Source organism: Streptomyces sp. NPDC088706 (assembly GCF_044752765.1).
Classification (GTDB): domain Bacteria; phylum Actinomycetota; class Actinomycetes; order Streptomycetales; family Streptomycetaceae; genus Streptomyces.
In genome coordinates this window covers 125927-151907 of the sequence record NZ_JBIVLW010000004.1, presented here as the reverse complement: position 1 = coordinate 151907, position 25981 = coordinate 125927, and the positions used below count along the sequence as shown (strand labels likewise).

The 25981-nt window shown below is 72.8% G+C and carries 22 protein-coding genes and 2 pseudogenes; 9 read left to right on the top strand and 15 right to left on the bottom strand.

What is annotated here, in order from left to right:
* Positions 1-63 precede the first annotated feature (63 nt).
* The 3 genes and pseudogenes from ACIQAK_RS13665 to ACIQAK_RS13655 form a co-directional block, all read right to left on the bottom strand.
* Positions 64-277: pseudogene (locus tag ACIQAK_RS13665) on the bottom strand (alcohol dehydrogenase catalytic domain-containing protein); the annotation flags it as partial.
* Positions 274-1425 (bottom strand): acyl-CoA dehydrogenase family protein, encoded by a 1152-nt coding sequence (locus tag ACIQAK_RS13660; RefSeq protein WP_366390496.1) that lies wholly within the window; start codon positions 1423-1425, stop codon positions 274-276. The gene ACIQAK_RS13660 and the pseudogene ACIQAK_RS13665, both read right to left, overlap by 4 nt.
* A 173-nt stretch (positions 1426-1598) precedes the next feature.
* Positions 1599-2512, bottom strand: a pseudogene (locus ACIQAK_RS13655) (SDR family NAD(P)-dependent oxidoreductase).
* 84 nt (positions 2513-2596) lie between these two features.
* Between ACIQAK_RS13655 and ACIQAK_RS13650 the strand changes: the two are divergent.
* Entirely contained in the window at positions 2597-3523 is a 927-nt protein-coding gene (locus tag ACIQAK_RS13650) for a cyclase family protein (RefSeq protein WP_366390495.1), read from the top strand.
* 45 nt (positions 3524-3568) lie between these two features.
* Here ACIQAK_RS13650 and ACIQAK_RS13645 read toward each other — a convergent pair whose 3' ends face one another.
* The 4 genes from ACIQAK_RS13645 to ACIQAK_RS13630 form a co-directional block, all read right to left on the bottom strand.
* Positions 3569-4093, bottom strand: a complete 525-nt coding sequence (locus ACIQAK_RS13645; RefSeq protein WP_366390494.1) for an ATP-binding protein — start codon at positions 4091-4093, stop codon at positions 3569-3571.
* A 436-nt stretch (positions 4094-4529) separates the two neighbouring features.
* Entirely contained in the window at positions 4530-5546 is a 1017-nt protein-coding gene (locus ACIQAK_RS13640) for an acyl-CoA dehydrogenase family protein (RefSeq protein WP_366390493.1), read from the bottom strand.
* Between the two features lie 7 nt (positions 5547-5553).
* Positions 5554-6708 carry an acyl-CoA dehydrogenase gene (locus ACIQAK_RS13635; protein ID WP_366390492.1) on the bottom strand — a complete coding sequence of 385 codons (1155 nt, stop codon included), beginning with the start codon at positions 6706-6708 and terminating at the stop codon, positions 5554-5556.
* An 11-nt stretch (positions 6709-6719) separates the two neighbouring features.
* Entirely contained in the window at positions 6720-7919 is a 1200-nt protein-coding gene (locus ACIQAK_RS13630) for an amidohydrolase family protein (RefSeq protein ID WP_366390586.1), read from the bottom strand.
* A gap of 186 nt (positions 7920-8105) precedes the next feature.
* Between ACIQAK_RS13630 and ACIQAK_RS13625 the strand changes: the two genes are divergently transcribed.
* Complete coding sequence (locus ACIQAK_RS13625) at positions 8106-9683, top strand: AMP-binding protein (protein WP_366390491.1); 1578 nt, start codon at positions 8106-8108, stop codon at positions 9681-9683.
* A 110-nt stretch (positions 9684-9793) separates the two neighbouring features.
* On the opposite strand, the gene ACIQAK_RS13620 is transcribed toward ACIQAK_RS13625, so the two are convergent.
* On the bottom strand, positions 9794-10321 hold the full coding sequence (locus ACIQAK_RS13620; RefSeq protein ID WP_366390490.1) for an EF-hand domain-containing protein: 528 nt from the start codon (positions 10319-10321) through the stop codon (positions 9794-9796).
* Positions 10322-10414: 93 nt separating this feature from the next.
* A complete protein-coding gene (locus tag ACIQAK_RS13615; RefSeq protein WP_366390489.1) occupies positions 10415-10789 on the bottom strand; it encodes an STAS domain-containing protein in 375 nt (124 codons plus the stop codon).
* Between the two features lie 339 nt (positions 10790-11128).
* Between ACIQAK_RS13615 and ACIQAK_RS13610 the strand changes: the two genes are divergently transcribed.
* The 3 genes from ACIQAK_RS13610 (at position 11129) to ACIQAK_RS13600 (ending at position 13837) form a co-directional block, all read left to right on the top strand.
* Positions 11129-11722 carry a sigma-70 family RNA polymerase sigma factor gene (locus ACIQAK_RS13610; protein ID WP_366390488.1) on the top strand — a complete coding sequence of 198 codons (594 nt, stop codon included), beginning with the start codon at positions 11129-11131 and terminating at the stop codon, positions 11720-11722.
* On the top strand, positions 11719-13053 hold the full coding sequence (locus ACIQAK_RS13605) for a zf-HC2 domain-containing protein (RefSeq protein WP_366390487.1): 1335 nt from the start codon (positions 11719-11721) through the stop codon (positions 13051-13053). The genes ACIQAK_RS13610 and ACIQAK_RS13605 overlap by 4 nt, the downstream gene beginning before the upstream one ends.
* 79 nt (positions 13054-13132) lie before the next feature.
* Positions 13133-13837: a GPR1/FUN34/YaaH family transporter gene (locus ACIQAK_RS13600; RefSeq protein ID WP_366390486.1), complete on the top strand. Its 705-nt coding sequence runs from the start codon at positions 13133-13135 to the stop codon at positions 13835-13837.
* 27 nt (positions 13838-13864) lie between these two features.
* Here the strand turns inward: ACIQAK_RS13600 and purU are convergent, their stop codons facing one another.
* On the bottom strand, positions 13865-14764 hold the full coding sequence (purU, locus tag ACIQAK_RS13595; RefSeq protein ID WP_366390485.1) for a formyltetrahydrofolate deformylase: 900 nt from the start codon (positions 14762-14764) through the stop codon (positions 13865-13867).
* Between the two features lie 128 nt (positions 14765-14892).
* A complete protein-coding gene (locus ACIQAK_RS13590; protein WP_366390585.1) occupies positions 14893-15339 on the bottom strand; it encodes a hypothetical protein in 447 nt (148 codons plus the stop codon).
* A gap of 174 nt (positions 15340-15513) precedes the next feature.
* On the opposite strand from ACIQAK_RS13590, the gene ACIQAK_RS13585 reads away from it, so the two are divergent.
* On the top strand, positions 15514-16794 hold the full coding sequence (locus tag ACIQAK_RS13585; protein ID WP_366390484.1) for an ABC transporter substrate-binding protein: 1281 nt from the start codon (positions 15514-15516) through the stop codon (positions 16792-16794).
* 51 nt (positions 16795-16845) lie between these two features.
* Here ACIQAK_RS13585 and ACIQAK_RS13580 read toward each other — a convergent pair whose 3' ends face one another.
* Positions 16846-18408, bottom strand: a complete 1563-nt coding sequence (locus ACIQAK_RS13580; protein WP_366390483.1) for a hypothetical protein — start codon at positions 18406-18408, stop codon at positions 16846-16848.
* A 173-nt stretch (positions 18409-18581) separates the two neighbouring features.
* Positions 18582-19964, bottom strand: a complete 1383-nt coding sequence (locus ACIQAK_RS13575) for a transcriptional regulator (protein WP_366390482.1) — start codon at positions 19962-19964, stop codon at positions 18582-18584.
* A gap of 274 nt (positions 19965-20238) precedes the next feature.
* Between ACIQAK_RS13575 and ACIQAK_RS13570 the strand changes: the two genes are divergently transcribed.
* The 3 genes from ACIQAK_RS13570 to ACIQAK_RS13560 are packed head-to-tail and all read left to right on the top strand — an operon-like array spanning position 20239 to position 23459.
* A complete protein-coding gene (locus ACIQAK_RS13570; RefSeq protein WP_366390584.1) occupies positions 20239-20925 on the top strand; it encodes a bifunctional DNA primase/polymerase in 687 nt (228 codons plus the stop codon).
* A gap of 60 nt (positions 20926-20985) precedes the next feature.
* Positions 20986-21828, top strand: a complete 843-nt coding sequence (locus ACIQAK_RS13565) for an ABC transporter ATP-binding protein (RefSeq protein ID WP_366390481.1) — start codon at positions 20986-20988, stop codon at positions 21826-21828.
* A complete protein-coding gene (locus ACIQAK_RS13560) occupies positions 21825-23459 on the top strand; it encodes a transporter (RefSeq protein WP_366390480.1) in 1635 nt (544 codons plus the stop codon). Before ACIQAK_RS13565 ends, ACIQAK_RS13560 begins: the two co-directional genes overlap by 4 nt.
* 16 nt (positions 23460-23475) lie before the next feature.
* Here the strand turns inward: ACIQAK_RS13560 and ACIQAK_RS13555 are convergent, their stop codons facing one another.
* Positions 23476-24384, bottom strand: a complete 909-nt coding sequence (locus ACIQAK_RS13555) for an alpha/beta hydrolase (RefSeq protein WP_366390479.1) — start codon at positions 24382-24384, stop codon at positions 23476-23478.
* A gap of 672 nt (positions 24385-25056) precedes the next feature.
* A complete protein-coding gene (locus ACIQAK_RS13550) occupies positions 25057-25749 on the bottom strand; it encodes a metal-dependent transcriptional regulator (RefSeq protein WP_366390478.1) in 693 nt (230 codons plus the stop codon).
* Positions 25750-25981: the final 232 nt, after the last annotated feature.

The following is a 25981-nucleotide window of genomic DNA, read 5'->3' as shown; positions in this document are numbered from 1 at the left end:
CGTCACGAGCGCGGACCGCCTCGACCACGGACCCTTCCGCGCGGGTTCGGCCTTCCGCTGGACCACCCCGATCCCGCCCAACCCGGCGACCCCCGCCACCGGTCTGGACATCACGACCACCGTCGGGGAAGGGGATCGTGCCGTCGATCACCGACAGGTCGCTGTGGCAGAGGCCGGCGGCGGCCACCGCGACCAGCACCTCACCGGGGTCCGGGTCGCGTATCTCCAGGTCGTCGACGACCTCGGTCCGTGTGCCGTCGAAGACGACGCCTCTCATCCCGGCTCCCTCGGTAGGCCGAGCACCCGCTCGGCGATGATGTTGCGCTGGATCTCGTCGGAGCCGCCGTAGATGGTGTCGGCCCGGCTGAAGAGGAACAGGTGCTGTGCGTCGTCGAGTTCGTACGGGTGCTCCGGCGACCAGGGCCGCGGACCGACGGTCCCCGCCTCGCCCGCCACCTGCACGGCCAGCTCGCCGAGCCGCTGGTGCCAGCCGCCCGACAGCAGCTTCGCCACGCTGGGGGCGCCCGGGTCGCCGGTGGTGCCGAGGGTGCGCAGGGCGTGCCGGCGCATGGTGATCAGCTCGGCCCACTGCCGTACGAGCCGGGCCCTGATCACCGGGTCCCGCGCCGCGCCGCTCGCCACGGCGGCGGCCACGACCTGGTCCAGCTCGGCGGCGAACCCGACCTGCTGGGCCAGGGTGGAGACCCCGCGCTCCAGGGCGAGCAGCCCCAGGGCGACCTGCCAGCCGTTGCCCTCACCCCCGACGACCTCGCCGGCCCGGGCCCCGTCGAAGAAGACCTCGTTGAACTCGCTGGTCCCGGTCATCTGGCGGATGGGCCGCACCTCGATCCGGCCCGGCTGGTCCATCTCCACCAGGAGGAAGGACAGGCCGCGGTGGCGGGCGGAGCCGGGTTCGGTGCGGGCGAGCACGAAGCACCAGTCGGCGTCCCGGGCGAGCGAGGTCCAGATCTTCTGCCCGGTCACGGCGTAGGCGCCGGTCCCGTCCGGGGTGGCGGTGGTTCGGATGCCGGCCAGGTCGGACCCGGCTCCCGGCTCGCTGTACCCCTGACACCAGAAGGTCTCGCCCCGGGCGATGGGGGGCAGGTGGCGCCGCCTCTGCTCCGGGGAGCCGTACGCGATGAGAGTGGGCGCGAGGAGCTTCTCACCGATGTGGCCCATACGGGGCGGGGCGGTGGAGCGGGCGTACTCCTCGGCCCAGACGACCTGTTGGGTGAGGGTGGCCGGCCGGTTGCCGTAGCTCTCGCCGCTCTTGGCCGGCCAGCCGATCCCGATCCACCCCGCCTGCCCCAGCTCGCGTTCCCACGCGCGGGGGGCGGGGGCGGGGGTCGCGGCGAGGCGGCTCTCCAGCCAGGTGCGGGCGTGGGTGCGCAAGGTGTGATCGTCCTCGGTGAACCGGAAGTCCATACGTGCCTCCTAGATCAAGCCCGTCCGGCGTTCGAGGACCGGGGGCCCGGGGGGCGGAACCCCGAATCCAGCCCCTCCGGCGTTCGAGGAGCGGGGGTTCGGGGGCGGAACCCCGAATCCAGCCCCTCCGGCGTTCGAGGAGCGGGGGTTCGGGGGCGGAGCCCCCAAGGCGGTCAGGCGTTCGGCCGCGCCCACCGTCGCGCCGCCGCCGCCCTCTCCTCCACCCGCGCCAGCATCGGCATCGGATCGGCGCCCACCGTCCCCGGCAGGAACTCCGCGATCCGTTCCGGGGTCCAGGGCCCTCCCCGTAGGCGGCCCGCAGCTCCCTCGGCTGGGCCCAGACCTCGATCTTGGGCCCGGCGACCGTGTACACCTGCCCGGTGATCTTCTCGGCCCGCGCCCGCTCGCTCAGCAGGTAGACGACCAGCGCCGCCACGTCCTCCGGCTCCCCGATCTCCGAAAGCTCCGTCGGCACCCCGGCCGACATCCGGGTCCGGGCCACCGGAGCGACCGCGTTGGCCGTCACCCCGTACCGGTGCAGGCCGAGCGCCGCGCTGCGGACCAGCGAGATGACGCCGCCCTTCGCCGCGCTGTAGTTGGCCTGGGACACGCTCCCCTGGTGGTTGCCGCTGGTGAAACCGATCAGCGTGCCTCCGCCCTGCTGCCTCCGCATCACCGCCGAGGCCGCCCGGAAGACCGTGAAGGTGCCCTTGAGGTGCGTGGCGAGGACCGGATCCCACTCCTCCTCGGACATGTTGAAGAGCATCCGCTCCCGCAGGATCCCGGCCACGCACACGACTCCGTCGAGCCGCCCGTACTCCGCCAGTGCCGTGTCCACGATCCGCTGCCCGCCCGCCATCGTGGAGATGTCGTCGGCCACCGCGACCGCCCGACCGCCCGCCGCCTCGATCTCCTTGACCACGGACCGGGCGATCTCGCTGGTCGGCTCCGCACCCTCGACGGAGACGCCGTAGTCGTTGACGACGACCCGCGCCCCCTCCGCCGCCGCGGCGAACGCGACCGCCCGCCCGATGCCCCGGCCGGCCCCCGTCACGGCGACCACCTTGTCTGCCAAGAAGTTCCCCATGCCCGGCCCCTTCCCGAGGTTTCTGACGGACCGTTAGATTTTACGGGCAGTCGGATGCTCCGGCACAAGACCCAGGAGGCCTCCATGTCCCTGCCGGCCGAGTTCCACGAGATCGCCGAGCGCGTGAACAACTGGGGGCGCTGGGGCGGGGCCGACGAGCGCGGGACGCTCAACCTGATCACCGACGCCGTCATCCGGGAGGCCGCCGCCACCGTCCGTACCGGCCGCCGGATACCGCTCGCGCTCCCCCTGCGGCACGGCGGGGTGCAGAGCGGGCTCATCCCGGGCCGGATCGACCCGCTGCACACGATGGTCCAGATCAACCAGGAGACGTTCGGCCCGGGGACCGTCGCCACCAGCGACGACACCGTCACCATGGGGCTCCAGGCGGCGACCCACTGGGACGCCCTGACCCATGTCTCGCACAGCGGGAGGATCTACAACGGCCGCCCCGCGGACACCGTCACGGCGCACGCCGGCGCACGGTTCTCATCGATCGCCGCGGTGGGGCCTCTCGTGTCGCGGGGCGTCCTCCTGGACGTCGCGCGCGCCCGGGGCGTGGACCGGCTCTCCGGCGCGCACGCCGTCACGCCCGAGGACCTGGACGCGGCGGCGGAGTTCGGGGACGTACGCGTACGGGCCGGGGACATCGTCCTCGTACGGACCGGTCAGGTGCGGGTGGTCCTCGCCGGGGACCGGCACGCGTACGGCCATCCGTCCCCCGGGCTGTCCGTGCGCACGCCCGAGTGGTTCCACGCCCGGGACGTGGCGGCGGTCGCCAACGACACCCTGACCTTCGAGATCTTCCCGCCGGAGATCGAGGACCTGTGGATGCCCGTGCACGCGCTCCACCTCGTCGAGATGGGCATGCTCCAGGGCCAGAACTGGGACCTGGAGGCGCTGTCCACCGCCTGCGCCGAGGAGGGGCGCCACACCTTCCTGCTCACCGCCGCGCCGGAGCCGTTCACCGGGGCCACCGGCTCTCCGGTCGCCCCGGTCGCGGTGCTGTGATCGTTCGCGGTGCCGGGAACCGCCGCCGCGAACGATCCGCCGGACTCAGGCCAGGTTGGTGAAGAGGCGGGACGGCGGCTCGCACACCTCGCCGCCCTGGACGACGACCTTCGGCGACGCCTCCTGGACCACCGCAGGCGCGCCCATCGGGCCCCCCGCCGGAACGCTCCGGTCCACCTCGCACCAGATCCGCTTCCCGGCGCCCTCCGGCTGCCAGCCCCAGCGGTCCGCGAGGCCGTCCACCAGCTCCAGGCCCCGGCCGCCCGTGTCGTCGCCCTCCGCGTGGCGCGGTCGCGGCGGGCGGTCGCTGGCGTCGGCGACCTCGACCCGGACCGTCCCGGCCTCCCCCACGCCGCCGCCCCCGCCGAACAGCATCCGCAGCACGGCCGGACAGCCCGTGTGGACGACCGCGTTGGTGACCAGCTCCGAGATCAGCAGGATGAGCGTCTCGGCGAGCGGCTCGTCATCCCCTATCCCGGACCCGAGCAGACGCGACCGCGCCCATCTCCGGGCCCGCCCCACCTCTGCGGGATCCGGACCGACCTCCAGCTGAACCTGAAGCACCTGCACCGCTCACACCATCCGAACCGGCGGACACATCGCCTCGCGCCTCCTCAGGGTCACGGAACGTGATTCCCTTACGCGACAGCATGGTTGACGTACAGTCACCGCAACAAGCGCTTCGGGCATATTCCAGCGCGAAGGAGTACGCGTGGTGCATACTGTGCGACGCACGCTGCGGGGAGTCGAACAGGAGCGCGCAGAGACCGCGAGAATCGCTTCCCGGGCAGGCCCGGCACATCTCCGGCAAGAGCCCTCGCCCCGGACCGGAGCCGCCGCACAGGCCGCCCCCGGATCGTCCGGTTCCAGAACCACTCGCATCCCACGGAGGGTACCCGAGCCCGGCACCGACTCCACCCGGTGACGAATCACGCAAAGGACACAACCCGGTATCGACGCCGGCCAACTGCGCTGAGTCACCCTCCGCCCCTCGCTTCCCGACGCGTCAACCCTGGCCCGCTGAACCGCCGTACAGCGGCGCCACGGGACCCAGATCGGCGGCCAGGATCTCCTCCGCCTCCGCCGCCGTGAGCCACCGGGCCGCCCGGAGCCAGGCCCGTTTCAGGTGGAGGTGAACATCTGCCTCCCAGGTGAACCCCATACCGCCGTGGATCTGGAGGCAGTCCCGCGCGTTGCGGACGGCCGCCTTGTCGGCGAGCAGCTTGGCCGCGGCGATCTCCACCGGGTCGCCGGTCAGCGCGGCCGCGTACAGGGCGCCGCGGGCGGGTTCGGTGCGGGCGAGCATGTCGGCGCAGAGGTGTTTGACCGCCTGGAACGATCCGATGGGCGCTCCGAACTGTTCGCGCGCACCGGCGTGTTGAACCGCCGTCTCGGTGGTCCGGGCGGCACTGCCGAGCTGTTCGGCGGCGGTGAGCAGCGCACCCGTGGAGCGGAGTGCGCCGGGGTGCGCCTCTGTCGCGGCTACGAGCCCCGGCGCCCGGCGCAACGGTCCGAACGCCTCCCGGGCGCCCTCGCGCCCCTCCACCTGGTGCAACGGGGTGAGCGGGTCCACCGACCGGATGGGCCGGGCGGCGGCCGCCCAGTCCCGTAGTGCCTCCCCGCTGAGCGGGTGGGCGCCCACCAGCACCGCGTCCGCGCCCGCCAGGTCCGCCACCGGCAGGCCGCCGCCCTCCGCGACCGTCACCACCGCCTCCCCCTCGGCCGCCCCCTTCACCAGCCCCGCCGCCAGGTGCGTGGCGACCAGCGGGCCCGGCAGCAGGACCCGGCCCGCCTCCTCGAAGAGCAGCACCGCCTCCGGCAGCCCGAGCCCCACCCCGCCCGCCTCCTCCGGCAGCCGCAGCGCGAAGGACCCGGCCGCCCCCAGCTCCCGCCACAGCCCCCGGTCCACCGCCCCGCCCCGGTCCACCGCCGCCCGCATCCGGTCCCGGTCGAACACCGCACCGAGCAGGTCGCGCATACCGGACCGCAGGGCCCGCTGGTCGTCCGAGAGCTGGAAGTCCATGGCTGCCTCAGCGCCCCTTCGGGAGGCCGAGGACGCGCTCGGCGACGATGTTCCGCTGAGTCTGCGAGGTGCCCGCCGCGATCGGGTAGGAAAGGGAGGAGAGCCGGTCCAGGACCCATTCCCGGTCCACGTCGAACGCGTCCGCCCCCAGCACCTCCGCCGCCGCCTCGTACAGCTCTTGGCGGAGGCCGGAGTACCGCAGCTTGAAGACGGACCCGCCGGCCCCCGGCACCCCGCCCGTACGCTCCGACTCGCTCACGTTGCCCTGCGTCAGCCGCCACAGCGCCCGGAACTCCGCGTTCAGCCGTCCCAGGCGCCGGCGCAGCACCGGGTCGTCCCACCGTCCGTTGCGCCGGGCCTCGGCGGCCAGGGCGTCCAGGGTGCGGCGGCAGGCGACGACCTCCCCGACGAAGGCCGTACCGCGTTCGAAGGAGAGGGTGACCATGGTGACCCGCCAGCCGTCGTTCTCGGCCCCGACCCGGTTGCGTACCGGCACCCGGACCTCGTCGAGGAAGACCTCCGCGAACTCCGTCGACCCGGCGAGCGTCCGCAGCGGCCGGACCGTGATGCCGGGGGCGTCCATGGGCATCGCCAGCCAGCTGATCCCCCGGTGCTTCGGCGCCCCCGGGTCCGTACGTACCAGCAGCTCGCACCAGTCGGCGACCTCCGCGTGCGAGGTCCAGATCTTGCTGCCGCTGACCACGTACGTGTCCCCGTCGCGCACCGCCCGCGTCCGCAGCGCGGCCAGGTCCGAGCCCGCGTCCGGCTCGCTGAACCCCTGGCACCAGATCTCGTCGCCGCGCAGCACCGGGGGCAGCCAGCGGGCCCGCTGCCCGGCCGTACCCTCGGCGGCGATGGTGGGTCCGGCGTGCAGCAGTCCGACGAAGTTCGCCCCGACGTAGGGCGCCCCGGCCTTCTCGGTCTCCTCCAGGAAGATCAGGTGCCGCGTCGGGGTGGCGCCCTGCCCGCCCGCGTCCACCGGCCAGTGCAGGCCCGCATACCCGGCGTCGTACAGCATCCGCTGCCACGCCGTGTCGTACGCCCGGCGCGCGGGCCAGTCGTCGGGCGAGGGCTTCGGGGGCAGGCCGGGGAGCACGGCGGCCAGCCACTCCCGCAGCCGTCCCCGGAACTCCTCCTCGGCCTGCGTGTACGCGAGATCCACCGCTCCGCCGCCTACTTGTCCAGGTCCAGGCCGAGCATCCGGATCACGTTTCCGCGCATCAGTTTGTGGACGGTCTCCTCGTCCAGTCCCTTGACGTGGTCGAGTGCGACCTCCTTGGTGTGCGGGAAGGTCGAGTCCACGTGCGGGTAGTCGGTCTCGAAGGTGGCGTTGTCGCGGCCGACGGTGTCGAGCGAGGCGATGCCGTGCTTGTCGCGGAAGAAGCAGCAGAACATCTGCCGGTAGTAGTACGTGGACGGCGGCTCCGGGATCAGGTCGCGCACCCCGCCCCAGGCCCGGTGCTCCTCCCAGACGTCGTCGGCGCGCTCCAAGGCGTAGGGGATCCATCCCATCTGGCCCTCGCTGTACGCCAGTTTGAGCGTCGGGAACCTGACCGGCACCCCGCTGAAGAGGAAGTCCATCATCGAGGCCATCGCGTTGTTGAAGGAGAGCGAGGCCTGCACGGCCGGGGGTGCGTCCGGGGAGGCGGCGGGCATCTGGGAGCTGGAGCCGATGTGCATGTTGACGACGGTGCCGGTCTCCTGGCAGACGGCGAAGAACGGGTCCCAGTAGCCGGTGTGGATGGACGGCAGACCCAGGTGGGTCGGGATCTCGGAGAAGGTGACCGCACGGACGCCCCGGGCCGCGTTCCGCTCGACCTCCGCCACCGCGAGGCCGATGTCCCAGAGCGGGATGATGCAGAGGGGGATCAGCCGGCCACCGCTGTCGCCGCACCACTCCTCGACCATCCAGTCGTTGTACGCGCGCACGCAGGCGAGGGCGACCTCCTTGTCGTGCGCCTCGGCGAAGGTCTGCCCGCAGAAGCGCGGGAAGGTCGGGAAGCAGAGCGAGGCCTCGACATGGTTGAGGTCCATGTCCTTGAGACGCTCGGCCGGGTCCCAGCAGCCCGGGCGCATCTCGGCCCGGGTGATCCCCTCCAGGGTCATGTCGTCGCGGTCGAAACCGACGGCGGCGATGTTCCGCTTGTACGGGAACTTCAGGTCCTCGTAGATCCACCAGTCCGTCGGCGGCCCGTCCGGGTCCATCGTGATGACGTACTTCCCGCCCGTGTAGGCCAGCTCCCCGATGCCCGCCGTGAGCGGCCGCGGTCCGCGCTCGCGGTACTTCGCGGGCAGCCAGGTGGCGAAGAGGTGCGCGGGCTCGATCACATGGTCGTCGACGCTGACGATCCGAGGCAGTTCCGCATCCGTCATGGTGTCGTCATCGGTCATGGTGTCGTCCCCTCCGGCGCACCCGGCACGCTCCCGGGCGTACATTTTCTGATGGACCGTCAGATGTGGTCGCGGCCTTCAGGCTAGCCCCGCACCCCTGGACCGACAAGGCGCGGGGCCCTACGCTCTCCGCACTACCTGACTGAACGTCAGTTCGGAGGGACCGCTGTGACCGCCGTGAACGACGTGACCGCCACCGCCCATGCCCTGGGCGCCTCCCGTACCTTCTGGGAGCTGATCGAGGCCCGCGCCGCCCTCACTCCCGACCGCCCGGTCCTGCTCCAGGAGGACCGGTCCCTGACCTTCGGACAGCTGCGGGACCGCGCCGAACGGGTCGCCACCGGGCTGTACGGGATGGGCGTGCGGGCGGGCAGCGTCGTCGCCTGGCAGCTGCCGACCCGGCTGGAGACGGCCCTGCTCTCCTTCGCCCTGACCCGGCTCGGAGCCGTACAGAGCCCGGTCATCCCGTTCCACCGGGACCGCGAGGTGCGGTTCGCGCTGCGGGAGTCGGGGGCCGCGTTCTTCGCCGTGCCGGGCGTGTGGCGGGGCTTCGACCACACCGCGCTGGCCGAGCGGATCGCCGGGGAGCTGGCGGACCCGCCGCAGGTCTTCGCGGCGTACGACACCCTCCCCGACGGCGATCCGGCCGTGCTCCCGCCCCCGCCGGAGCCCTCGTCGGGCGAGGAGGTCCGCTGGATCTACTGGACCTCCGGCACCACCTCCGACCCCAAGGGCGTCCTGCACACCGACCGCTCCCTGATCGCCGGCGGATCCTGCCTCGCCCACGCCCTGAGGCTTCTCCCGGACGACGTGGGCTCGATGGCCTTCCCGTACGCGCATGTCGCCGGGCCCGACTACACCGTGATGCTCCTGCTGTACGGGTTCCCCGCGGTCATGTTCGAGCAGTTCGCGCTGTCACAGGCGCTGGCGGAGTACCGCAGGCACGGGGTGACCGTGGCGGGCGGGTCCACGGCGTTCTACGCGATGTTCCTGGCCGAGCAGCGCAGGGCCCCGGACCGGCCGCTGATCCCGTCGCTGCGGCTGCTGGCGGGCGGCGGGGCGCCGAAGCCGCCGGAGGTGTACCACGCGGTGGTGCGGGAGATGGGGGTCCAGCTCACCCACGGGTACGGGATGACCGAGGTCCCGATGATCACCATGGGCGCCCCGGACGACACCCCGGAGCAGCTGGCCCTGACCGAGGGGCGGCCGCCGGAGGGGATGGAGATCCGGATCACCGACGAGCGGGGCGAGCCGCTCCCGTACGGCAGGGAGGGCAAGGTGCGGCTGCGCGGGGAGGCGGTCTGCCGGGGCTACCTGGACGCCGGAGCCTCCGCCGCGGCCTTCGACGCCGAGGGGTTCCTGATCACCGGGGACCTCGGCCGGCTCCAGGAGAGCGGGCACCTCACGCTCACCGGACGGCTGAAGGACATCATCATCCGCAAGGGCGAGAACATCTCCGCCAAGGAGATCGAGGACCTGCTGCACACGCACCCGGGCGTGGCGGACGCGGCGGTGATCGGCCTCCCCGACGCCGAGCGCGGCGAACGCGTCTGCGCGGTCGTCGAGCCGCCGCCCGGCGTCCCCGCGCCGACCCTGGCCGGGATATCGGCCCATCTGCGGGGCGCCGGGCTCTCGGTCCACAAGGTGCCGGAGCAGCTGGAGGTGCTGGACGCCCTGCCCCGCAACGAGACACTGCGCAAGGTGCTGAAGTACCGGCTGCGGGAGCGGTTCGGCGGGGACGCCTGAGCGGGGAGGGTCACGGGGGTGAGGCACCCGGGGACACCCGCCCCCGTGACCGCGCCGTGGGACTACGGGACCTCGGGACTACTCGGCGTCGGGACTACTCGGCGTCGGGACTACTCGGCGTCGGGCTCGATCACGGTGAAGTACACGGCGAGCGCGGACACCGCATCGCTCTCGGCGATCAGACCGTCCCGGTCGGTGTCCAGACTCTGGGCCGCGATGCCCGCGATCTCGGCGCTGGCCCCGAGCACCCGCAGGGCCCGCTCCACGGATGCCACCGACGCCCGGCCGCCGTCGTTCTCGCTGTCCGCCACCGCGATCGCCGCCCGCAGGAAGGGACGGGCGATCTCCGCGAACCGCTCGGGATTGTCCCTCAGCCGCTTCACCGCCCCGCCGACGAACTCCTCACGGGTGACCCGCTGGTCCCCGTCCACGTCGGCGATCCCGGCCATGCCCTGCCAGAAGGCCTCGGCCCCGGTGTAGAGCGCCTGGCCCTTGTCGCAGCGGGCCGTCGTACCGAACTCGGTGAGCAGACGGGCGGCTGCGGCGTTGAAATCGGCGCGATCGATGGTGCCGTTGCCGTCCTGGTCGAAGGCGGCGAAACGGTGCGCGATCTTTCGCTCGTACTCTGCGCTGTCCATGCGGGGAGCGTACGTCGCCCGGGGCCTTCACGTGTCACCGAGCGACGCCTCCTGTGTGACAACCTCGCTTCAGCACCGAACGCTTTCGGCCGCTCACACGGTCAACGGCCGGCACGCCTCGTCGACGGCGGACACCGTGTCCGGGTAGACGTCGAAGAGCCTGCGCACGCCCAGTACCCCCAGCACCTTGTTGACGTGGGAGCCCTCCTCGGCGCCCCGGGCCGGGAGGATCAGCCGCAGCCGGCCGCCGCAGGACTTCATCAGGCGGCGCGAGGCGATCAGTACGTTCACCCCGCTGGAGTCGCAGAAGAAGACCTCGGACAGGTCGAGCACCACGTCGTGCTGACCCTCCGCCACGGCCTCGTGGACGGACTGACGCACGACGGGTGAACTCACGAGATCGAGTTCACCGCTTATCTGCAGCACGGTCCAGTCGCCCTGCTCGGTCTCGTCCACCTTCAGCGTCACGCGGCTGGACCTCTCGTTCCGGGGCTCCCGGCAATCCGGAAGTTTCCGTTCCTCCTCGCGGCTGCCCAACCGCGCAGCCATGAAACACCGCTCCGCCCCCCGAGGCCCAGGGGATTTCCGGGGGAAATGATCACTTCGGCCGGTTTTCCCTGCTCAGGGGAGCCCGAGCGGTGAGAACGGCCGAAAACGATGGGTGGGGGCCGAACCGTCCTCACCTCGGACAGTTGCGGTAAAGGCAGGTGCGGGGCCCGCGCGGCGGACTACATTCGGACAACAAGGGCAGAGGCTGGATCACGAGGCGTCACGGAGCTGGGCACAGGGCCGGGGGCTGGGGGTTTCATGGCGAAGGACACACCGCCCCGCTGGGACCGCAGGATGCAGCAGAGGCTGGCCCGCGGTGAGGCGGCGGCACTCGGTGAGCTGTACGACCGGTTCGCCTCCCTCGTCCACAGCCAGGCGCACCGGATGCTCGACGACGAGGACGCCGCCGACCTGGTGACCCGCGAGGTCTTCGCCCAGATCTGGGAGAACCCGGAGGCGTACGACCCCGAGCAGGGCTCGATGCGCTCCTGGGTGGCCCGGCTCACCCACCGCCACTCCGTGCGGCGGCTGCGGCGGGCGGCCGCCGTGGCGTACGCGCGGGAGCACGGCGAGGGTGCCGTACCGGACCCGGAGGAGCTGGAGCGGCGGGTGCGCAGCGCCACCGCGGCGGCCCGGGCCGACTACATCGTCTCCTCGATGCCCGTCTCGCTGCGGCAGGCACTGGAGCTGGCGTACATCCAGCGGCGGGACTACCGGCAGACCGCGGCCGACCTCGGGGTCACCGAGGACGAGGCCCGCCGCCGGCTCCGGCTGGGGCTCCAGCTGCTGTCCACCGCCAGCACCCGGCCGCTCGACGGGGCCTCACCACCCGGTTACGGGAGCGTCCGGTGAGCGGCGACGGACGCGAGGGCGAGCGGCGTGACGACGAGGTGCGGGGCGCGCGCCGCATACCGGGTCCGCGCGGCGCGGTGGACGACCTGGACCGGGAGTCGGCGGAGACGGACCCCGAGTCCGGCCCGGCCGACGCCACCGCCCCCTGTCCCGAACCGGCGGAGACGGACCCCGTGTGCGGCCCGCCCGACGCCACCGCCGCGGCGCACGCCGTGACCGCCGCCGCCCCGGTCCTCCCGCACCGGGTCCTCAAGGCGCTCCTCGGTGCCTGGGCGCTCTCCGCCTGCTCGGCCGGGGAGACCGCGGCCGTCGAGGACCACCTCACCGGGTGCGCGCCCTGTGCGGACGAGGCGCTGCGGCTGCGGGACGCGGTGGGGCTGCTGCACACCGACGGCTCGCTGGACCTCGACCCGACCCTGCGGACCCGGGTGATGGACGGCTGCCTGGGGCGCCGCCCGGCCCGGATACCGGTGCCGGAGTGGGCCACGCCGTACGACGCCGAGACCGCCCGGCTGGACGCGCTGCTGCGGGACATCGCGGACTCCGAGTGGCACGCGCCGGTGCGGCTGCGGTGGTTCGAGGACGAGCGGGCCGTCACCCGCAGGACCACGGTCGCCGGGGTGATCGGCCACCTGATGGCCGTCGACGGGCTGGTCTCCGCCGCGCTCGGCCTGGACGACCCGCTCGGCGGCCCCGAGGTGCCGCTCTCACCGACCCGGCGCACCGAGACGTACTGGGCGGCCACGCGTCCGCCCGCCACCCGGGCCGTCCGTGAGCCCTGGCGGGACCTCACCCATGAGCTGATCCGTACGGCGTCGCTCGGCGGGCCGAACGTGGCCGAGCGCTCCGTCTCGTACGGGGACTTCGCCCTGCCCCTCCAGGACGCGCTGCTGGACCGGGCCTTCGAGTGCTGGGTGCACGGCACGGACATCGCGCAGGCGGTGGACTACCCGTACAGACCGCCGTCCGCCGCCCATCTGCACCGGATGATCGACCTGGCCGCACGGCTGCTCCCGGCCGCCCTCGCGGGGCGCCGCCGTGCCGGGCTCGCCGGACCGGCCAGGGAGCTGGTGACGGCCGGGGAGCCGGGCCGCTCGGTCCATCTGGAGGTGGAGGGGCACGGCGGCGGCGACTGGTACATCGCGCTCGACTCCCCGGCCGCCGTCGGCTCACCCGACCGCGCGGTGGCGCAGGTGGCCCTGGACGGGGTGGAGTTCTGCCAGCTGGTCGCGGGCCACATCCCGCCGGTCGAAGCGGCGGCGGGCCAGGAGGGCGACCGCGAGGCCATCCGGGACGTGCTGTTCGCGTCGGCCTCGCTCAGCCGGCTCTAGGGCCCGTCGTCGAACCGCCGCCTGCCGCGCGACGCCCCGCCCTGGCCGCGGGCCGGTCCGGGACTCGTACGCTTGTGCCGTGTCCCACGCTTCCGGCAGCCCCGGCCCCTCAGAACCGCTGACCACCGACGCGGTGACGCGTATCGTGCTCCGCCCGATCGCCAGTCCCCTCCCGCTGGGCTTCTTCGCCCTCGGCATGGGCAGCGTGGTCCTGTCCTCCCTGCAGCTCGGCTGGGTACCGGCCGCGCAGAGCGGCATCCTGCTGCTCCTGGTCCTCATCTTCGTCGTCCCGCTCCAGCTCGTCGCCGGGATCTTCGCCTTCCTCGCGCGCGACGCGGGCGCCGGTACGGCGCTGCTCCTGCTCGGTGCCGCCTGGGCCGGGACGAGCGTGACGTCCCTGGACTCCGCGCCCGGCGAGCCGGTGGTGGCCCAGGCCGTCTTCCTCCTGGCCCTCGTCCCGTTCGTCCTGGCGCTCGCCGGGGCGGCGGTGCAGTCCAAGCCCCTGTTCGCCGTACTGCTCAGCCTCACCGCGGTGCGCTTCGCCCTGACGGGCCTGTACGAGGCGGGCCTGGGCAACGCGCTGCAGGTCGCGGCGGGCTGGACCGGTCTCTGCATCGGGGTCTTCGCGCTCTACGGCGGCCTGGCCCTCCTCGTCGAGGACGGCAAACAGCGCACGGTGCTGCCGCTGTTCCGGCGCGGCAAGGCCCGCGAGTCCATCGAGGGCGACCTGCGGGACCAGCTCACCGAGGCACAGCAGGAAGCCGGGGTCCGGCACCAGCTGTGAGCCCCGCGACGGCCGTGCGTACGGGAGCTAGTTGAAGATCACCGTGCGGCGGCCGTTGAGCAGGATGCGCCGCTCCGCGTGCCACTTCACCGCGCGTGCCAGCGCCTGGCACTCCACGTCCCGCCCGATCGCCACCAGCTGGTCCGGGGTGACGTCGTGGCCGACGCGCTCGACCTCCTGCTCGATGATCGGGCCCTCGTCGAGGTCGGCGGTGACGTAGTGCGCGGTGGCGCCGATCAGCTTCACCCCGCGCGCGTGCGCCTGGTGGTAGGGCTTGGCGCCCTTGAAGCTCGGCAGGAACGAGTGGTGGATGTTGATGATCCGGCCGCTCAGCCGCTTGCACAGGTCGTCCGAGAGGACCTGCATGTAGCGGGCGAGGACGACCAGCTCGACGTCCTCCTCGCGGACCAGCTCCAGCAGCTGCGCCTCGGCCTCCGGCTTGTTGTCCTTCGTGACCGGGAGGTGGCGGAAGGGGATGCCGTACGAGGCGGTGAGTTCGGCGAAGTCCGTGTGGTTGGAGACGACGGCCGCGATCTCGACGGGCAGCGCCCCCGTACGGGAGCGGAACAGCAGGTCGTTGAGGCAGTGGCCGAACCTGCTGACCATCAGCACGATCCGCATCCGCTCCGCGGGCCGGTGGATCTGCCACTCCATCCGGAAGGCCTCGCCGATGGCGGCGAAGCTGGCGCGCAGCTTGTCGACCGTCACGGTGGCGTCGGCCGAGAAGTGGACGCGCATGAAGAACAGACCCGTGTCGTGATCCCCGAACTGCTGGCTGTCCTCGATGTTGCAGCCCGTCATGAAGAGGTAGCTGGAGACGGCGTGCACGATGCCCTGTTTGTCGGGGCAGGAGAGCGTGAGGACGTACTGCTCGGGCAGGGCGGTGTCCGAGGCGGTCTGGGGGGCGGTGGGCTGCGGTGCGGTCATCCTCGTAGGGTGCCACAGCCGCTTGGCGCCGGGCGGCTGTGGTCACCATGCCGCCCGGTGATCACACGGCCCCGGTGATCACACGGCCCGGTGATCACACGGCTCCGGTGATCACATGGCTCCGGTGATCACGCGGCCCGGGTCATGATGCGGATGACGTCCAGCGAGCGCGGCGGGGTGTCGGGGTCCTCGGCGTCGTTGGTGGCGAGCATCACATGCGCCTCGCGCGCCGCGCGGACCGCCTCCGGCCAGCCGTGGTGCTCCAGATAGGCGGATACCGGGGCGTCCGCGCCGACCTGGTGCATGATCCGCAGTACCCGCAGCGCGGCGGTGTCGACGGCCGCCGCCTCGGCGGAGTCCCGGAAGATGGTGCCGACGTACTTCTCCGCGGACCAGTTGTCGAGCCAGGTGTCCTCCACCAGGCGGTACACGGCGTCGGTGACGTCTCCGTACCCCTCCCGGCCGGCCAGCCAGCACTCGCGGTGGAAGTCGGGGTCGGAGAGCATGTGCAGCGCCGAGCGCACGTTGGTGCGCCAGCGCCACCACGGCATGTCAGTGAGCGGCATGACGCCCATGGTGGAGGAGCGACGGCCGCGACGGGAAGAGTTCTCCGAACCTTGCTGCACGGTCGTCGATCGTACGTTCCCCTCCGGCGGGCCCGCGCGGGCCCCCGTAATTCACCTGGACGTCACCGAGCGTTGAGCACGGCACACCGCGGCGTTACCCCGGGGGCGGGAGCGTTGCTGTCCATGACCGGACGGAGACGCACCGCCTTCCCCCGCCCCTTCCAGTTCCTCATCGGTACGGCGGCGGCCGGGGCGCTGCTCCTGTCCGGCTGCGGCGTGCTCCCCGGAGGCCCGGGGGGCTCCGGGGAGCCGGTCACCGTGATGACCTGGGCACCCGACCGGGTGGACGACGCCGACGCGGTGAGCATGCCGGGCGTCCCCGCGATGGCCCGGACCTACGCCCGTTGGATCAACGAGCAGGGCGGCATCGACGGCCGCGAGCTGCGGGTGATCACCTGCGACGAGCGCGACACGGCGGCGGGCGCCGAGCGGTGCGCCCGCCAGGCCGTCGACCGGAAGGTGGCCGCGGTCGTCGGCTCGTACAGCCGGCACGGGCAGGGCGCCATCCCGGTGCTGGAGTCCGGTGGCATCCCGTACATCGGCGGCTACGGCGCCTCCGACGAGGAGTTCCGCAGCTACCTCTCGTACCCGGTCAACGGAGGCCAGTCGGCGCTGCTCGCGGGCCACGGCCGGCAGCTGGCGGGCGGCTGCGAGCGGGTCGCGCTGGTGCGGCCCGACTCGCTCGGCGGCGCCCGGATGCCGCAGCTCCTCAACACCGGGCTGCTCGCCGCCCAGCGGCCGCGGACCACCGACATCCTGGCCCCGGAGAACGCCACCTCCTACGACGAGCAGGCGGCGAGGGCGCTGGAGCGGCGGGCGGGCGGCAGCTGCGTCACGGCGGTGCTCGGCACCCGTACGGAGACCTTCTTCGACTCCTTCCGCCGGCTGGAGCCGGAGGGTGACCAAGTCAGGATCTCCTCCGTCCTCGGCAGCGTCAGCCAGCCGCTCATCGACCGCACGGGCGGCCGCAGGAGCCCGTTCGAGGGGGCCTACATCACCGGCTGGTACCCGGACGCGGGCGACGCGCGCTGGAACGGGATGCGCGAGGTGATCCGGAAGTACGCCTTCGGGGACAACCGGATCGACCCGAACGACGCGGGCGTGCAGACGACGTGGATCGCGTACACGGCGCTGCGGGCGGTCGTCGCGGCGATCGGTGACGACACGATCACCGCGAACAAGGTCACGTCCTCGCTCAACCGGGGCACCGAGGTCGACACCGGCGGTCTGACGCCGGTGCTCCGCTGGCGGTTCAAGGACCTGCTCGGCACCTCGCCCTATCCGCGGATCGGCAATACGGACGTGACCTTCCAAGTGGTCCGCGAGGGGCGGCTCATCGCCCAGAAGCAGGGCTTCGTGGATGTCGCGGAAACCCTGTCGAACGCCCGGCGGACGGTCGGCTGATCCCGCCCCCCCGCCCGCCCCGGTGTGCCCGGGGTGGGCGGGGGACGCGGCTCAGAGCTCCACGGGCGTGTGCTTGGTCAGGCCGTACTTCTCAGCGATCGTGTTCCACAGCCCGGAGGCTTCCTGCTTGGCCGCGGTCGCCACACCGCTCTGCTGGTTGGCGCGGGCCGTCTCGTTGGTCGACCGGGCCTGGCCGCCCTTGCAGACGTTCTTGTTCTTCTTGGCCTGCCGGGCCCAGGTGGCGTAGTGCTCGTCGGCCGCTGCGGAGGCCTTCCACGCCCGGGTCAGCGAGGAGTTCAGCGCCTCGTGCCGCGGCAGCCGGTCCAGGCTGAGACCCTCCAGCCGGGTCACCAGGTCGCGGCGCTGCTGGGCGGCGCCCCTGAGGTCGGTGTTCGCCCGGTCCAGGTCCTTGCAGGACTTGATCTTCTCGACCGCGCTGATCACCGCGGCACGGCTGTCGTTGCTGTCGGCGAGCAGCTTGTCCAACGCCTCGGCCTGCGGCTTCGCGGGGTCGGCCGCCGCCTTCGTGGTGGGGGCGGTGACCGGTGAACTCTGCGAGGCGACCGGCTGCTCGTCGTCCTTGCCCACGTCGTCGCCGCCGCTCAGCAGCGCGCCCGCGCCGAGCCCGATGACCGCACAGCCGATGACCACCGCGGCGATGAGCGGGATGTGGGCCGAGCGCCTGCGCGGGGCGTCGTCGCCGCCGCCGTGCAGGGGCGGCTGCGGCTGGTGGTACTGCTGCTGCGGCTGCTGATGGGGTGACGGCTGGGGTGACCGCTGGGCCGCGTCGAAGTGCGGCATCTGCTGGGTGGCGCCCGCGGGCCCCTCCGCGCGGAACAGGTTGTCGAACTCCGCGGGCGGCTGCCGCTCCTCCGGCGGGCCCGGCCTGATCCCGTACGGGGCTCCGCCGGGCACCGGCGGTATGTACTGCGTCGCGTCCGTGTCCCCGCCGCCCGGGACCGGCGCGATGTACTGCGTGGCGTCGGCGTCCCCGCCCGGAGCGCCCTGGCCCGGCCCGACCCCGGCCCCGGCCTCCGGCGGCAGCGGCTGTGCGTACGGCTGCGACGGGTGGTGCTGGGGCGGCTGCTGGGCCTGGTACGGCTGGGGCTGCTGCTGCGACGGGTACGGCTGGTTCTGCTGGTACGGATCGGAGTACTGCGGCTGCTGCTGCGGCGGCTGGTACGCCCCGGGGCCGCCCTGCCCGTACGCCTGCCGCGCTTGCTGCGGCTGCCCCTGGCCGTACTGCTGGCCCTGCCCCTGCTGCCCCTGCTGCCCCTGTGCGGGCGGCAACGGCTGAGCCTGCGGCTGCTGGTGCTGGTGGTGCGGGTGCTGCTGGTGGTGCTGCTGCTGTTGCTGCTGCCGGTCCTGCTGCTGCTGTTGCGGGTACCCGTACGCCCCCGGCGCCTGGGCGTCCGGCTGCGGCGGGGCGTCGGACCGCGGCCCCCAGGGCCGGTCCCACGGCTGCCCGCCGGCCGGCGCGGCCTGGTCGGCCTGGCCGCCGGTGGGCGCCCCCGGGATATGGGGGGCACCGCCGTCGGAGGGCAGCACGACACCTTCGTGCGCGGGTCGTCCAGCGGGGAGCTGTTGCTCGCCGCCCTGTCCGCTCTGCGTCACCGGGACTCCTACGTGTGAACCAACGGAATCGTCGGCTCACGCTATCGGGTGGCCGCCCGCCTCCGCCAAGCGCGTGGTGCCCCTCACCACCCCTTCACAGGGCGGGTGACGCCCAGCACCCGCGGGGCGCTGTCAACGGCCGGCCCGCCAGGAAGCCCCTCCGCACCGGCCCCTCACGCCGCCTGGAGCTCCAGCCGCTCCCCGAACTCCCGGACGGCTGGCTCCTGCCCGTACGGCGCCAGCCGCTGCTGGAGGTCGTCGAGATACTCGGCGCCCCGGCTGGAGCGCACCGTCCCCAGCAGTTCCATCGCCCGCGTCCCCGTGTGGCAGGCGCGCTCCACCTCGCGCTGCTGCACCTGGGCCGAGGCGAGCAGCACGAGCCCGATGCCCCGGCGCCTGGCCCGGGTCTCCGGCAGGGCGGCCAGCGCCTCCTTGGCCCGCTTGGCGGCCTCCGGCGCCTGGCCGAGGTCGCGGTGGCAGTGGGCCAACTCGTCCGCGAGGTAACCGTGGTCGAAGTGGGCGATCCAGTCCGGGTCGTCGCCGCTCTCCGGATCGGCCTGCTCCAGCGCGGCGACCGCCCGCCCCATCACCACCTGGTGGGTCCGGGCGTCCCCGAGCAGCGCGTGGCCCCGGGCCTCCGCCGCGTAGAACATCGCCTGGGCGCGGGGGGTGACCCGGCCGCGGGCCCCTTCCTGGGCGGCGCGGGCGAGTTGGGCGATCTCGCGGGGGTTGCCGAGCTGGGCGGCGAGGTGGCTCATCGAGGCGGCCAGCACATAGCCGCCGTACGCCCGGTCGCCGGCGGCCTGGGCGAGCCGCAGGGCCTGGATGTAGTAGCGCTGGGCGAGGCCGGGCTGGCCGGTGTCGACGGCCATGTAGCCGCCGAGTTCGGTGAGGCGGGCGACCGCGGCGAACAGCTCGCGGCCGACCTGTTCGCGGTACGCCCCCGAAAGCAGGCTGGAGACCACGCTGTTGAGGTAGTGCACCAGCACCGGGCGGACATGGCCGCTGCCGAAGCGGTGGTCGAGGTCGGTGAGGGCGGTGGTCATCGCCTTCACCGCCGCCACGTCCGCCATCCCGACGCGGGCCCCGGCGGCCCGTTCGACCTGGGGGTCCTTGCCGGAGATCAGCCAGTCGCGGCTGGGCTCGACCAGGGCGGAGGCGGCGACGGCGGAGCCGGTGAGCAGGTCACGGCGGCCGACGTCGCTGCGCCACAGCTCGCAGACCTGCTCGATCGCCCCGGCGACGGTCGGCGCGTACTGGAGGCCCACGCCGGAGGCCAGGTTCTTGCCGTTGGCCATGCCGATCTCGTCGATCGTGACCGTACGGCCGAGTTTGCGGCCGAGCGCCTCGGCGATGATGCCCGGGGCCCGGCCCCGGGGTTGCTGTCCGCGCAGCCAGCGGGCCACGGACGTCTTGTCGTACCGCAGATCGAGGCCGCGCTCGGCCCCGACCATGTTGACGCGGCGCGCGAGGCCCGCGTTGGAACAGGCGGCTTCCTGGATGAGTGTCTGGAGCCGTTCGTTGGGCTGGCGGGCTACGAGAGGCCTTGCTGCCACATTTCCCCCTGGAACAGTCTGGAACAGTCTGGAACAGTCGAATACGCGGTGATCGGTGGAAGCATCACTTCCCGTCACCCACACAAGAAATGCGCATATTCCATCGGCATTCGGTACGGGCGCGGCGAGTTGCCCGGCCCTGCTGGGTGCTACCCGCACATCGGGTCACCGCCGCACGCGCGCCCCCGCCCGTGCTCCGATGCGCCCCGCGTGCGGGATCGACGCGTCGTGACCCGGTCCTCCGCGCCCGTAACCCCAGGTGGTGCCGGGAGTTGTGCTGGACGTGGAAGATCGCATCGGAGTCACGGAAGCCGCACAGGTCCCTCAGCAGCGGAGGGAGCACCTGCTCGACGCCGCGGTGCGGTACGCGGAAGAGCGCCACTGGGACGTGTTCCCCGGCACCTGGCTGGAGGCGGTGGAGGGCGCGGAGCGCTGCTCCTGCGGCGACGCGGCCTGTCCGCTGCCCGGGGCCCACCCGGACCGGCCCGACTGGGCGGGCCGGTCCACCGGCAGCGGGGCCGCCGCCCGGCGCATGTGGTCCAAGCAGCCGCGCGCCTCGGTGCTGCTGCCGACCGGCCGCACCTTCGACGTGCTGGAGGTCCCCGAGTCCGCGGGTTTCCTGGCGCTGGCCCGGATGGAGCGGATGGATCTGACCCTCGGCCCGGTGACCTGCACCCCCGACCGCCGGATGTTCTTCTTCGTGCTGCCCGGCGCCGCCGCCAAGGCCGCCGAACTGGTGCGCTCGCTCGGCTGGAACGCCGGGGCGATCGACCTGACCGGCCGGGGCGAGGGCCACTACATCGCCGCCCCGCCCACCCGGGTCGGCGGCCGTGGGGCCGTGCAGTGGGCCCGTCGGCCCACCCACGTCAACCGGTGGCTGCCCGAGGTGGACGAGCTGATCAGCCCACTGGCGTACGCCTGCGCACGCGAGGCGGCGGACGCCCGCGCCCGCGTCTCGTAGCTGCCGGCGGGCCTTTCGTAGGGTGGTCCCCATCTAGCGGGGAAATCGAAAGGCTGTGCCATGCCGGACCAGGCAGATGCACGTACGGAAGACGCGCGTACGGAAAGAGACGCGACGGCGGGCGGAGCGCGGAGCGCGCCTCCCGCGGTGCGCGTACAGGGTTTGTGGAAGCGGTTCGGGGACCAGGTCGCCGTCTCGGGGATCGATCTGGAGCTGCCCGCCGGGAAGTTCATCGGTCTGGTGGGGCCCAACGGGGCGGGCAAGACGACGACGCTCTCCATGGTCACCGGGCTGCTCCGGCCCGACATGGGGAAGATCGAGGTGGCGGGCCACGACGTGTGGACGGACCCGGTCGCGGTGAAGTCCCGGATCGGGGTGCTGCCGGAGGGGCTGCGGCTCTTCGAACGGCTCTCGGGGCGCGAACTGCTCGCCTACAACGGGCGGTTGCGCGGCATCCCGGGGGGCGAGGTCGACAAGCGGGCCGCCCAGCTCCTGGACGTCCTGGATCTCGCGGGCTCGCAGCACAAGCTGGTCGTCGACTACTCGACCGGTATGCGGAAGAAGATCGGACTCGCCGCCGCCCTCCTCCACAATCCCGAAGTGCTCTTCCTGGACGAGCCGTTCGAGGGCGTCGACCCGGTCTCGGCACAGACCATCCGGGGCGTGCTGGAGCGGTACACCCGGTCCGGGGCGACCGTGGTCTTCTCCAGCCATGTGATGGAGCTCGTCGAGTCGCTCTGCGACTGGGTGGCCGTGATGGCGGCGGGCCGGATCAAGGCGCGGGGCACCCTGGCCGAGGTGCGCGGCGACGCCCCCTCGCTGCAGAGCGCCTTCCTCGAACTGGTCGGCGCGGGCGGCCGGGACACCGGCGACTCCCTCGACTGGCTGGGCGGCTCCCGATGAGCGTGCTGGACGCCCCCGTCACCGCCGCCCCGGCCGCACCGGTGACGGGCCTGACCCCCCTGTTCGTACGGCTCAAACTGACGCTCCTGCGCAACGGGTTGCGCCAGTCCAGCGGGCGCAAGGCCGCGTTCATCGCCTCCCTCGTCCTCACGCTGCTGCTCGCGGCGGGCCAGGTCCTGGGTCTTGTCCTGCTGCGCGGCAACGAGCACGCGGGGACGGTCGTGGTGCTGCTGACGGCCCTGGTGGCGCTCGGCTGGGCGGTGCTGCCGCTCTTCTTCCCCAGCGGGGACGACACGCTCGACCCGACCCGGCTGGTGATGCTGCCGCTGCGGCCGCAGTCGCTGGTCCGGGCGCTGCTGGTCTCCTCGATGATCGGCATCGGGCCGCTGTTCACCCTCTGCCTGGTGCTCGGCTCGGTTCTCGCGCTGGCGCACGGAGTGGCGGGCGTCGTGTTCGCGGTGCTCGCGGTCCCGCTGACGATGCTGCTCTGCGTGGCGCTGTCCCGGGCCGTAGCCACCGCCAACGTACGGCTGCTCAACTCCCGTAAGGGCCGCGACCTCGCGGTGCTCAGCGGGCTGGTGATCGCGGTGGGCATCCAGTTCGTCAACTTCGGCGCACAGCGGCTCGGCCAGGCCGGCGGGCTCTCGGCGCTGGAGCCGGCGGCGGACGTGGCGCGCTGGCTGCCGGGTGCCTCCGCGATAGCCGCGGTGGACGCGGCGGCGGACGGTTCGTACGGAGTCGCGGTCCTCCAGCTGCTGGTCACGGTGGTGGCCCTGGTGGGGCTGGTGTGGCTGTGGCAGCGGGAGCTGGTGAAGCTGATGACCTCGCCGGACGGCTCCACGCTGGCCGCCGCCGAACCGGACCGCGAGGAGTCCGGGCGCACGGGCCTGTCCGGGCTGCTGCCGGAGGGCCGTACGGGAACGGTCATGCAGCGCAGCTTGCGGTACATCGCACGGGACCCGAAGACCAAGGCGGCCTGGGTCACCGCGCTGGCCGTCGGCGCGATCGTGCCGCTGCTCAACGCGCTCCAGGGCACCGGCTCGCTCTACTTCGCCTGCTTCGCCGCCGGGATGCTCGGCATGCAGATGTACAACCAGTTCGGCCAGGACACCTCCGCCTTCTGGATGGTGGCGCTGACGATCTCCTCGACCCGCGACGCGTACGTGGAACTGCGGGCGCGGGCGCTGGCCCTGCTGCTGTTCACGCTGCCCTACACGGTGCTGGTCTGCGCGGCGACGGCGGCGCTGCTGGGCCGGTGGCAGGCGCTGCCGGAGGTGCTGGGCCTCTCCTTCGCGCTGCTGGGCTCGATGCTGGCGATCGGAGCGGTGGCCTCGGCGCAGTTCCCGTACTCGATCCCGCAGGAGGGCGCGTTCAAGAACGTGGCGCCCGGACAGGGCGGGCTGGCGTGGATCTCCATCCTCGGCGGCATGCTGGCCGCGCCGGTGCTGGCCGGTCCGGTGATCGGGCTGACGGTCTGGCTGCATGTCGCGGATCACCACGGCGCGCTGTGGCTGGTGGTTCCGGCGGGTGCGGTGTACGGGGTGTTCATCGGGTGGGCGGGGCTGCGCATCGCGGCACCGCGCACGGCGAACCGGCTGCCGGAGATCCTGTCGGCGGTCAGCAAGGGGTGACCGGCGCCCGGCGGTCCTACGGGGCGACCGGCTCCCGGTCGCCCCGTGCGTCCTCGGCGAACTGCTCCAGGAACGGCTCGACCGCCGCCCGCCACCCCTCCGGCCGGTCGTAGTGGACGAGGTGGCCCGCGTCCGCCACCTCCGCGTACTGGCCGCGGGGCAGCACCCGGACCATCTCCTGCGCCTCGGCCCGGCCCAGCTCCCCGTCGAGGCCGCGCAGCACCAGGGCGGGGCATCTCACCTGGGCCAGCTCCTCCCAGTGCGCGTCGAAGACCCAGGTGGCGCGGGAGCTGAGCATCTGGCTGCGGGAGAAGACGGGGCGCCAGCCGTCCTCCGTCTCCGTCATCACCTCGGCGTAGAACTCCCCGCGCGAGGGGTTCGGCCGCTCCACCCAGGGGTCGTCCTCGCCGAACCACTTCCGTACGTCGGCGAGGGTGGCGAAGGGCAGCGGCCAGGACGCGAACCAGTCGCTCCACTCGCGCTGCGAGACCGCCCCGAGGGCGGAGGCCCGCATGTCGCAGATGACGACGGCGCTGACCAGGTCGGGCCGCTGGGCGGCGAGCTGCCAGCCGGTGAGCGCTCCCATGGCGTGGCCGACGACGGTGACGGGGCCGAGGTCGAGCTGTTCGATCGCGGCCTCGGCGTCACGGACGTAGGCGTCGCGGGTGTACGGACCGTCGGCGGGCTTGTCGCTGCGGCCGTGGCCGCGCTGATCGAGGCCGACCGCGCGGTACCGCTCGGAGAGCCAGCGGGCGGTGGGGGCCCAGTGGGAGGCCCGACCCATCAGCCCGTGCAGCAGTAACACGCCGGGGGCGCGGTCCGCTCCGGCACCGTCGGCCCCCGCACGCTCCTTGGGCGGATCCGCGAACTCCCACGCCGCGAGGCGTACGCCGTCGAATCCGGTCACATCGATGCGCCGCACCATGGTCCTGGCACCCCCTTCTGGTTCTCGGTCACCCTGGGCTCTCGATCACCGCGTGGTCGCGTCACGCCAGACTATCGAACTCTTATTCGAAAACAGGGATCCGCCGCTCAACACCCCACGTTCGAGTGACACCTGACGAGGATTGCCGTCGGCTGCCCTGGGGAGATCTTCAACGGGAGGCGGACCGCTCGGGGACAGGGGTCCGCGGGGATTGACCTTGAGAGCTCGGGGCTCCAGGTCAGCACAGGGGAGGACAGACCCCGGCGCCTTCGGGTGCCGGGGTCGACCCTTGTTCACGTCGATCACGACAACGATGGCAAAGGACGGCGGAGTGAGGGCCGGACCGTCCCCGGCCAGGGCATCTCGGACCGTGGCAGCCGCCGATCGGCGGACGTGCCGGTAAGACGGGCGCATCCCCTGCTCCCTCCCCGACCGTGCCGGGCCGCATCCGGTCCGGCACCCTCAGGTCATATGCCTGGCCTCAGCCTGGCACGCGATCGCCCGGCCCGCTGCGATTCCACCGGGAAACCCGTCCCGGCCCGCCCGGGCCGCACCCGGCCCGTCCGGACCCCACCCCAGCCCGTCCGGCGTCTGCGCACGGAACCCCTCGCCGAGGTGAGCGGCATCCCTGCCAGGGCTCCAGCGGGGTGCGAGGCAACGACGCCGAAGGCGTCAGCGCTTGGCGACGAACACGTGCGACGCGACCTCCGCGTCCAGCTCGGCCGCCTCCCCGCTGGAACCGACCAGCACCCCGCCGGGCGACTCCGTCACACTGACGACCGACCCGGGCTGCACCCCGGCCCGCCGCAGCGTGTACATCAGCTGGGCGTCCGTCTGGATCGGCTCCCCGATCCGGCGCACGACCACGGTCTTGCCCTCCGTGCCCGGGTCGAGCTCGGCCAGGCTCACCATGGAGTCGTCCAGGAACGGGTCGGCCTCCGCCTTCTCCCCCAGCTCCTCCAGGCCCGGGATGGGATTCCCGTACGGAGACTCCGTCGGGTGCCGCAGCAGATCGAGCACCCGCCGCTCCACGGCCTCGCTCATCACGTGCTCCCAGCGACAGGCCTCGGCGTGGACCTGCTCCCACTCCAGGCCGATCACGTCGACCAGCAGGCACTCGGCGAGCCGGTGCTTGCGCATCACACGTGTCGCGAGGCGGCGGCCCTCCTCGGTCAGCTCCAGATGGCGGTCTCCCGCGACCTGGACCAGGCCGTCGCGCTCCATGCGGGCCACCGTCTGGCTGACCGTCGGACCGCTCTGGTCCAGCCGTTCGGCGATCCGGGCGCGCATGGGGACCACGCCTTCCTCTTCGAGTTCGAGGATGGTGCGGAGATACATCTCCGTGGTGTCGATCAGTCCGGACATACGTGCCCCTCGATGCTGTGACAGAAAAACGTCGTGCGATGGCCCTGCCCCAATTCTGACGCATGGCGACGACAACCGTGCCGCGCCGGTGGAAGACCGGGCGACGGAGGCCGCAGGACGCTATTGACAGGCCACTGGTCCAGACCGCAACGTGATCGGCGGCGCCGGCATTCCCCCTCCGCACAAACCTGCTGAAACCGCCGAACCGCAGAAACCCCGTCGAAAGGGCTCT

Bases quoted from the DNA above. Each gene is read 5' to 3' on its own strand.
- purU (WP_366390485.1), bottom strand. From the start codon at position 14,764: ATGACCGCACCGCAGCCCACCGCCCCCCAGACCGCCTCGGACACCGCC.
- ACIQAK_RS13660 (WP_366390496.1), bottom strand. From the start codon at position 1,425: ATGGACTTCCGGTTCACCGAGGACGATCACACCTTGCGCACCCACGCC.
- ACIQAK_RS13610 (WP_366390488.1), top strand. From the start codon at position 11,129: ATGGCGAAGGACACACCGCCCCGCTGGGACCGCAGGATGCAGCAGAGG.
- ACIQAK_RS13630 (WP_366390586.1), bottom strand. From the start codon at position 7,919: ATGACGGATGCGGAACTGCCTCGGATCGTCAGCGTCGACGACCATGTG.
- ACIQAK_RS13640 (WP_366390493.1), bottom strand. From the start codon at position 5,546: ATGGACTTCCAGCTCTCGGACGACCAGCGGGCCCTGCGGTCCGGTATG.
- ACIQAK_RS13560 (WP_366390480.1), top strand. From the start codon at position 21,825: ATGAGCGTGCTGGACGCCCCCGTCACCGCCGCCCCGGCCGCACCGGTG.
- ACIQAK_RS13565 (WP_366390481.1), top strand. From the start codon at position 20,986: ATGCCGGACCAGGCAGATGCACGTACGGAAGACGCGCGTACGGAAAGA.
- ACIQAK_RS13555 (WP_366390479.1), bottom strand. From the start codon at position 24,384: ATGGTGCGGCGCATCGATGTGACCGGATTCGACGGCGTACGCCTCGCG.
- ACIQAK_RS13620 (WP_366390490.1), bottom strand. From the start codon at position 10,321: ATGGACAGCGCAGAGTACGAGCGAAAGATCGCGCACCGTTTCGCCGCC.
- ACIQAK_RS13650 (WP_366390495.1), top strand. From the start codon at position 2,597: ATGTCCCTGCCGGCCGAGTTCCACGAGATCGCCGAGCGCGTGAACAAC.
- ACIQAK_RS13550 (WP_366390478.1), bottom strand. From the start codon at position 25,749: ATGTCCGGACTGATCGACACCACGGAGATGTATCTCCGCACCATCCTC.
- ACIQAK_RS13585 (WP_366390484.1), top strand. From the start codon at position 15,514: ATGACCGGACGGAGACGCACCGCCTTCCCCCGCCCCTTCCAGTTCCTC.
- ACIQAK_RS13590 (WP_366390585.1), bottom strand. From the start codon at position 15,339: ATGGGCGTCATGCCGCTCACTGACATGCCGTGGTGGCGCTGGCGCACC.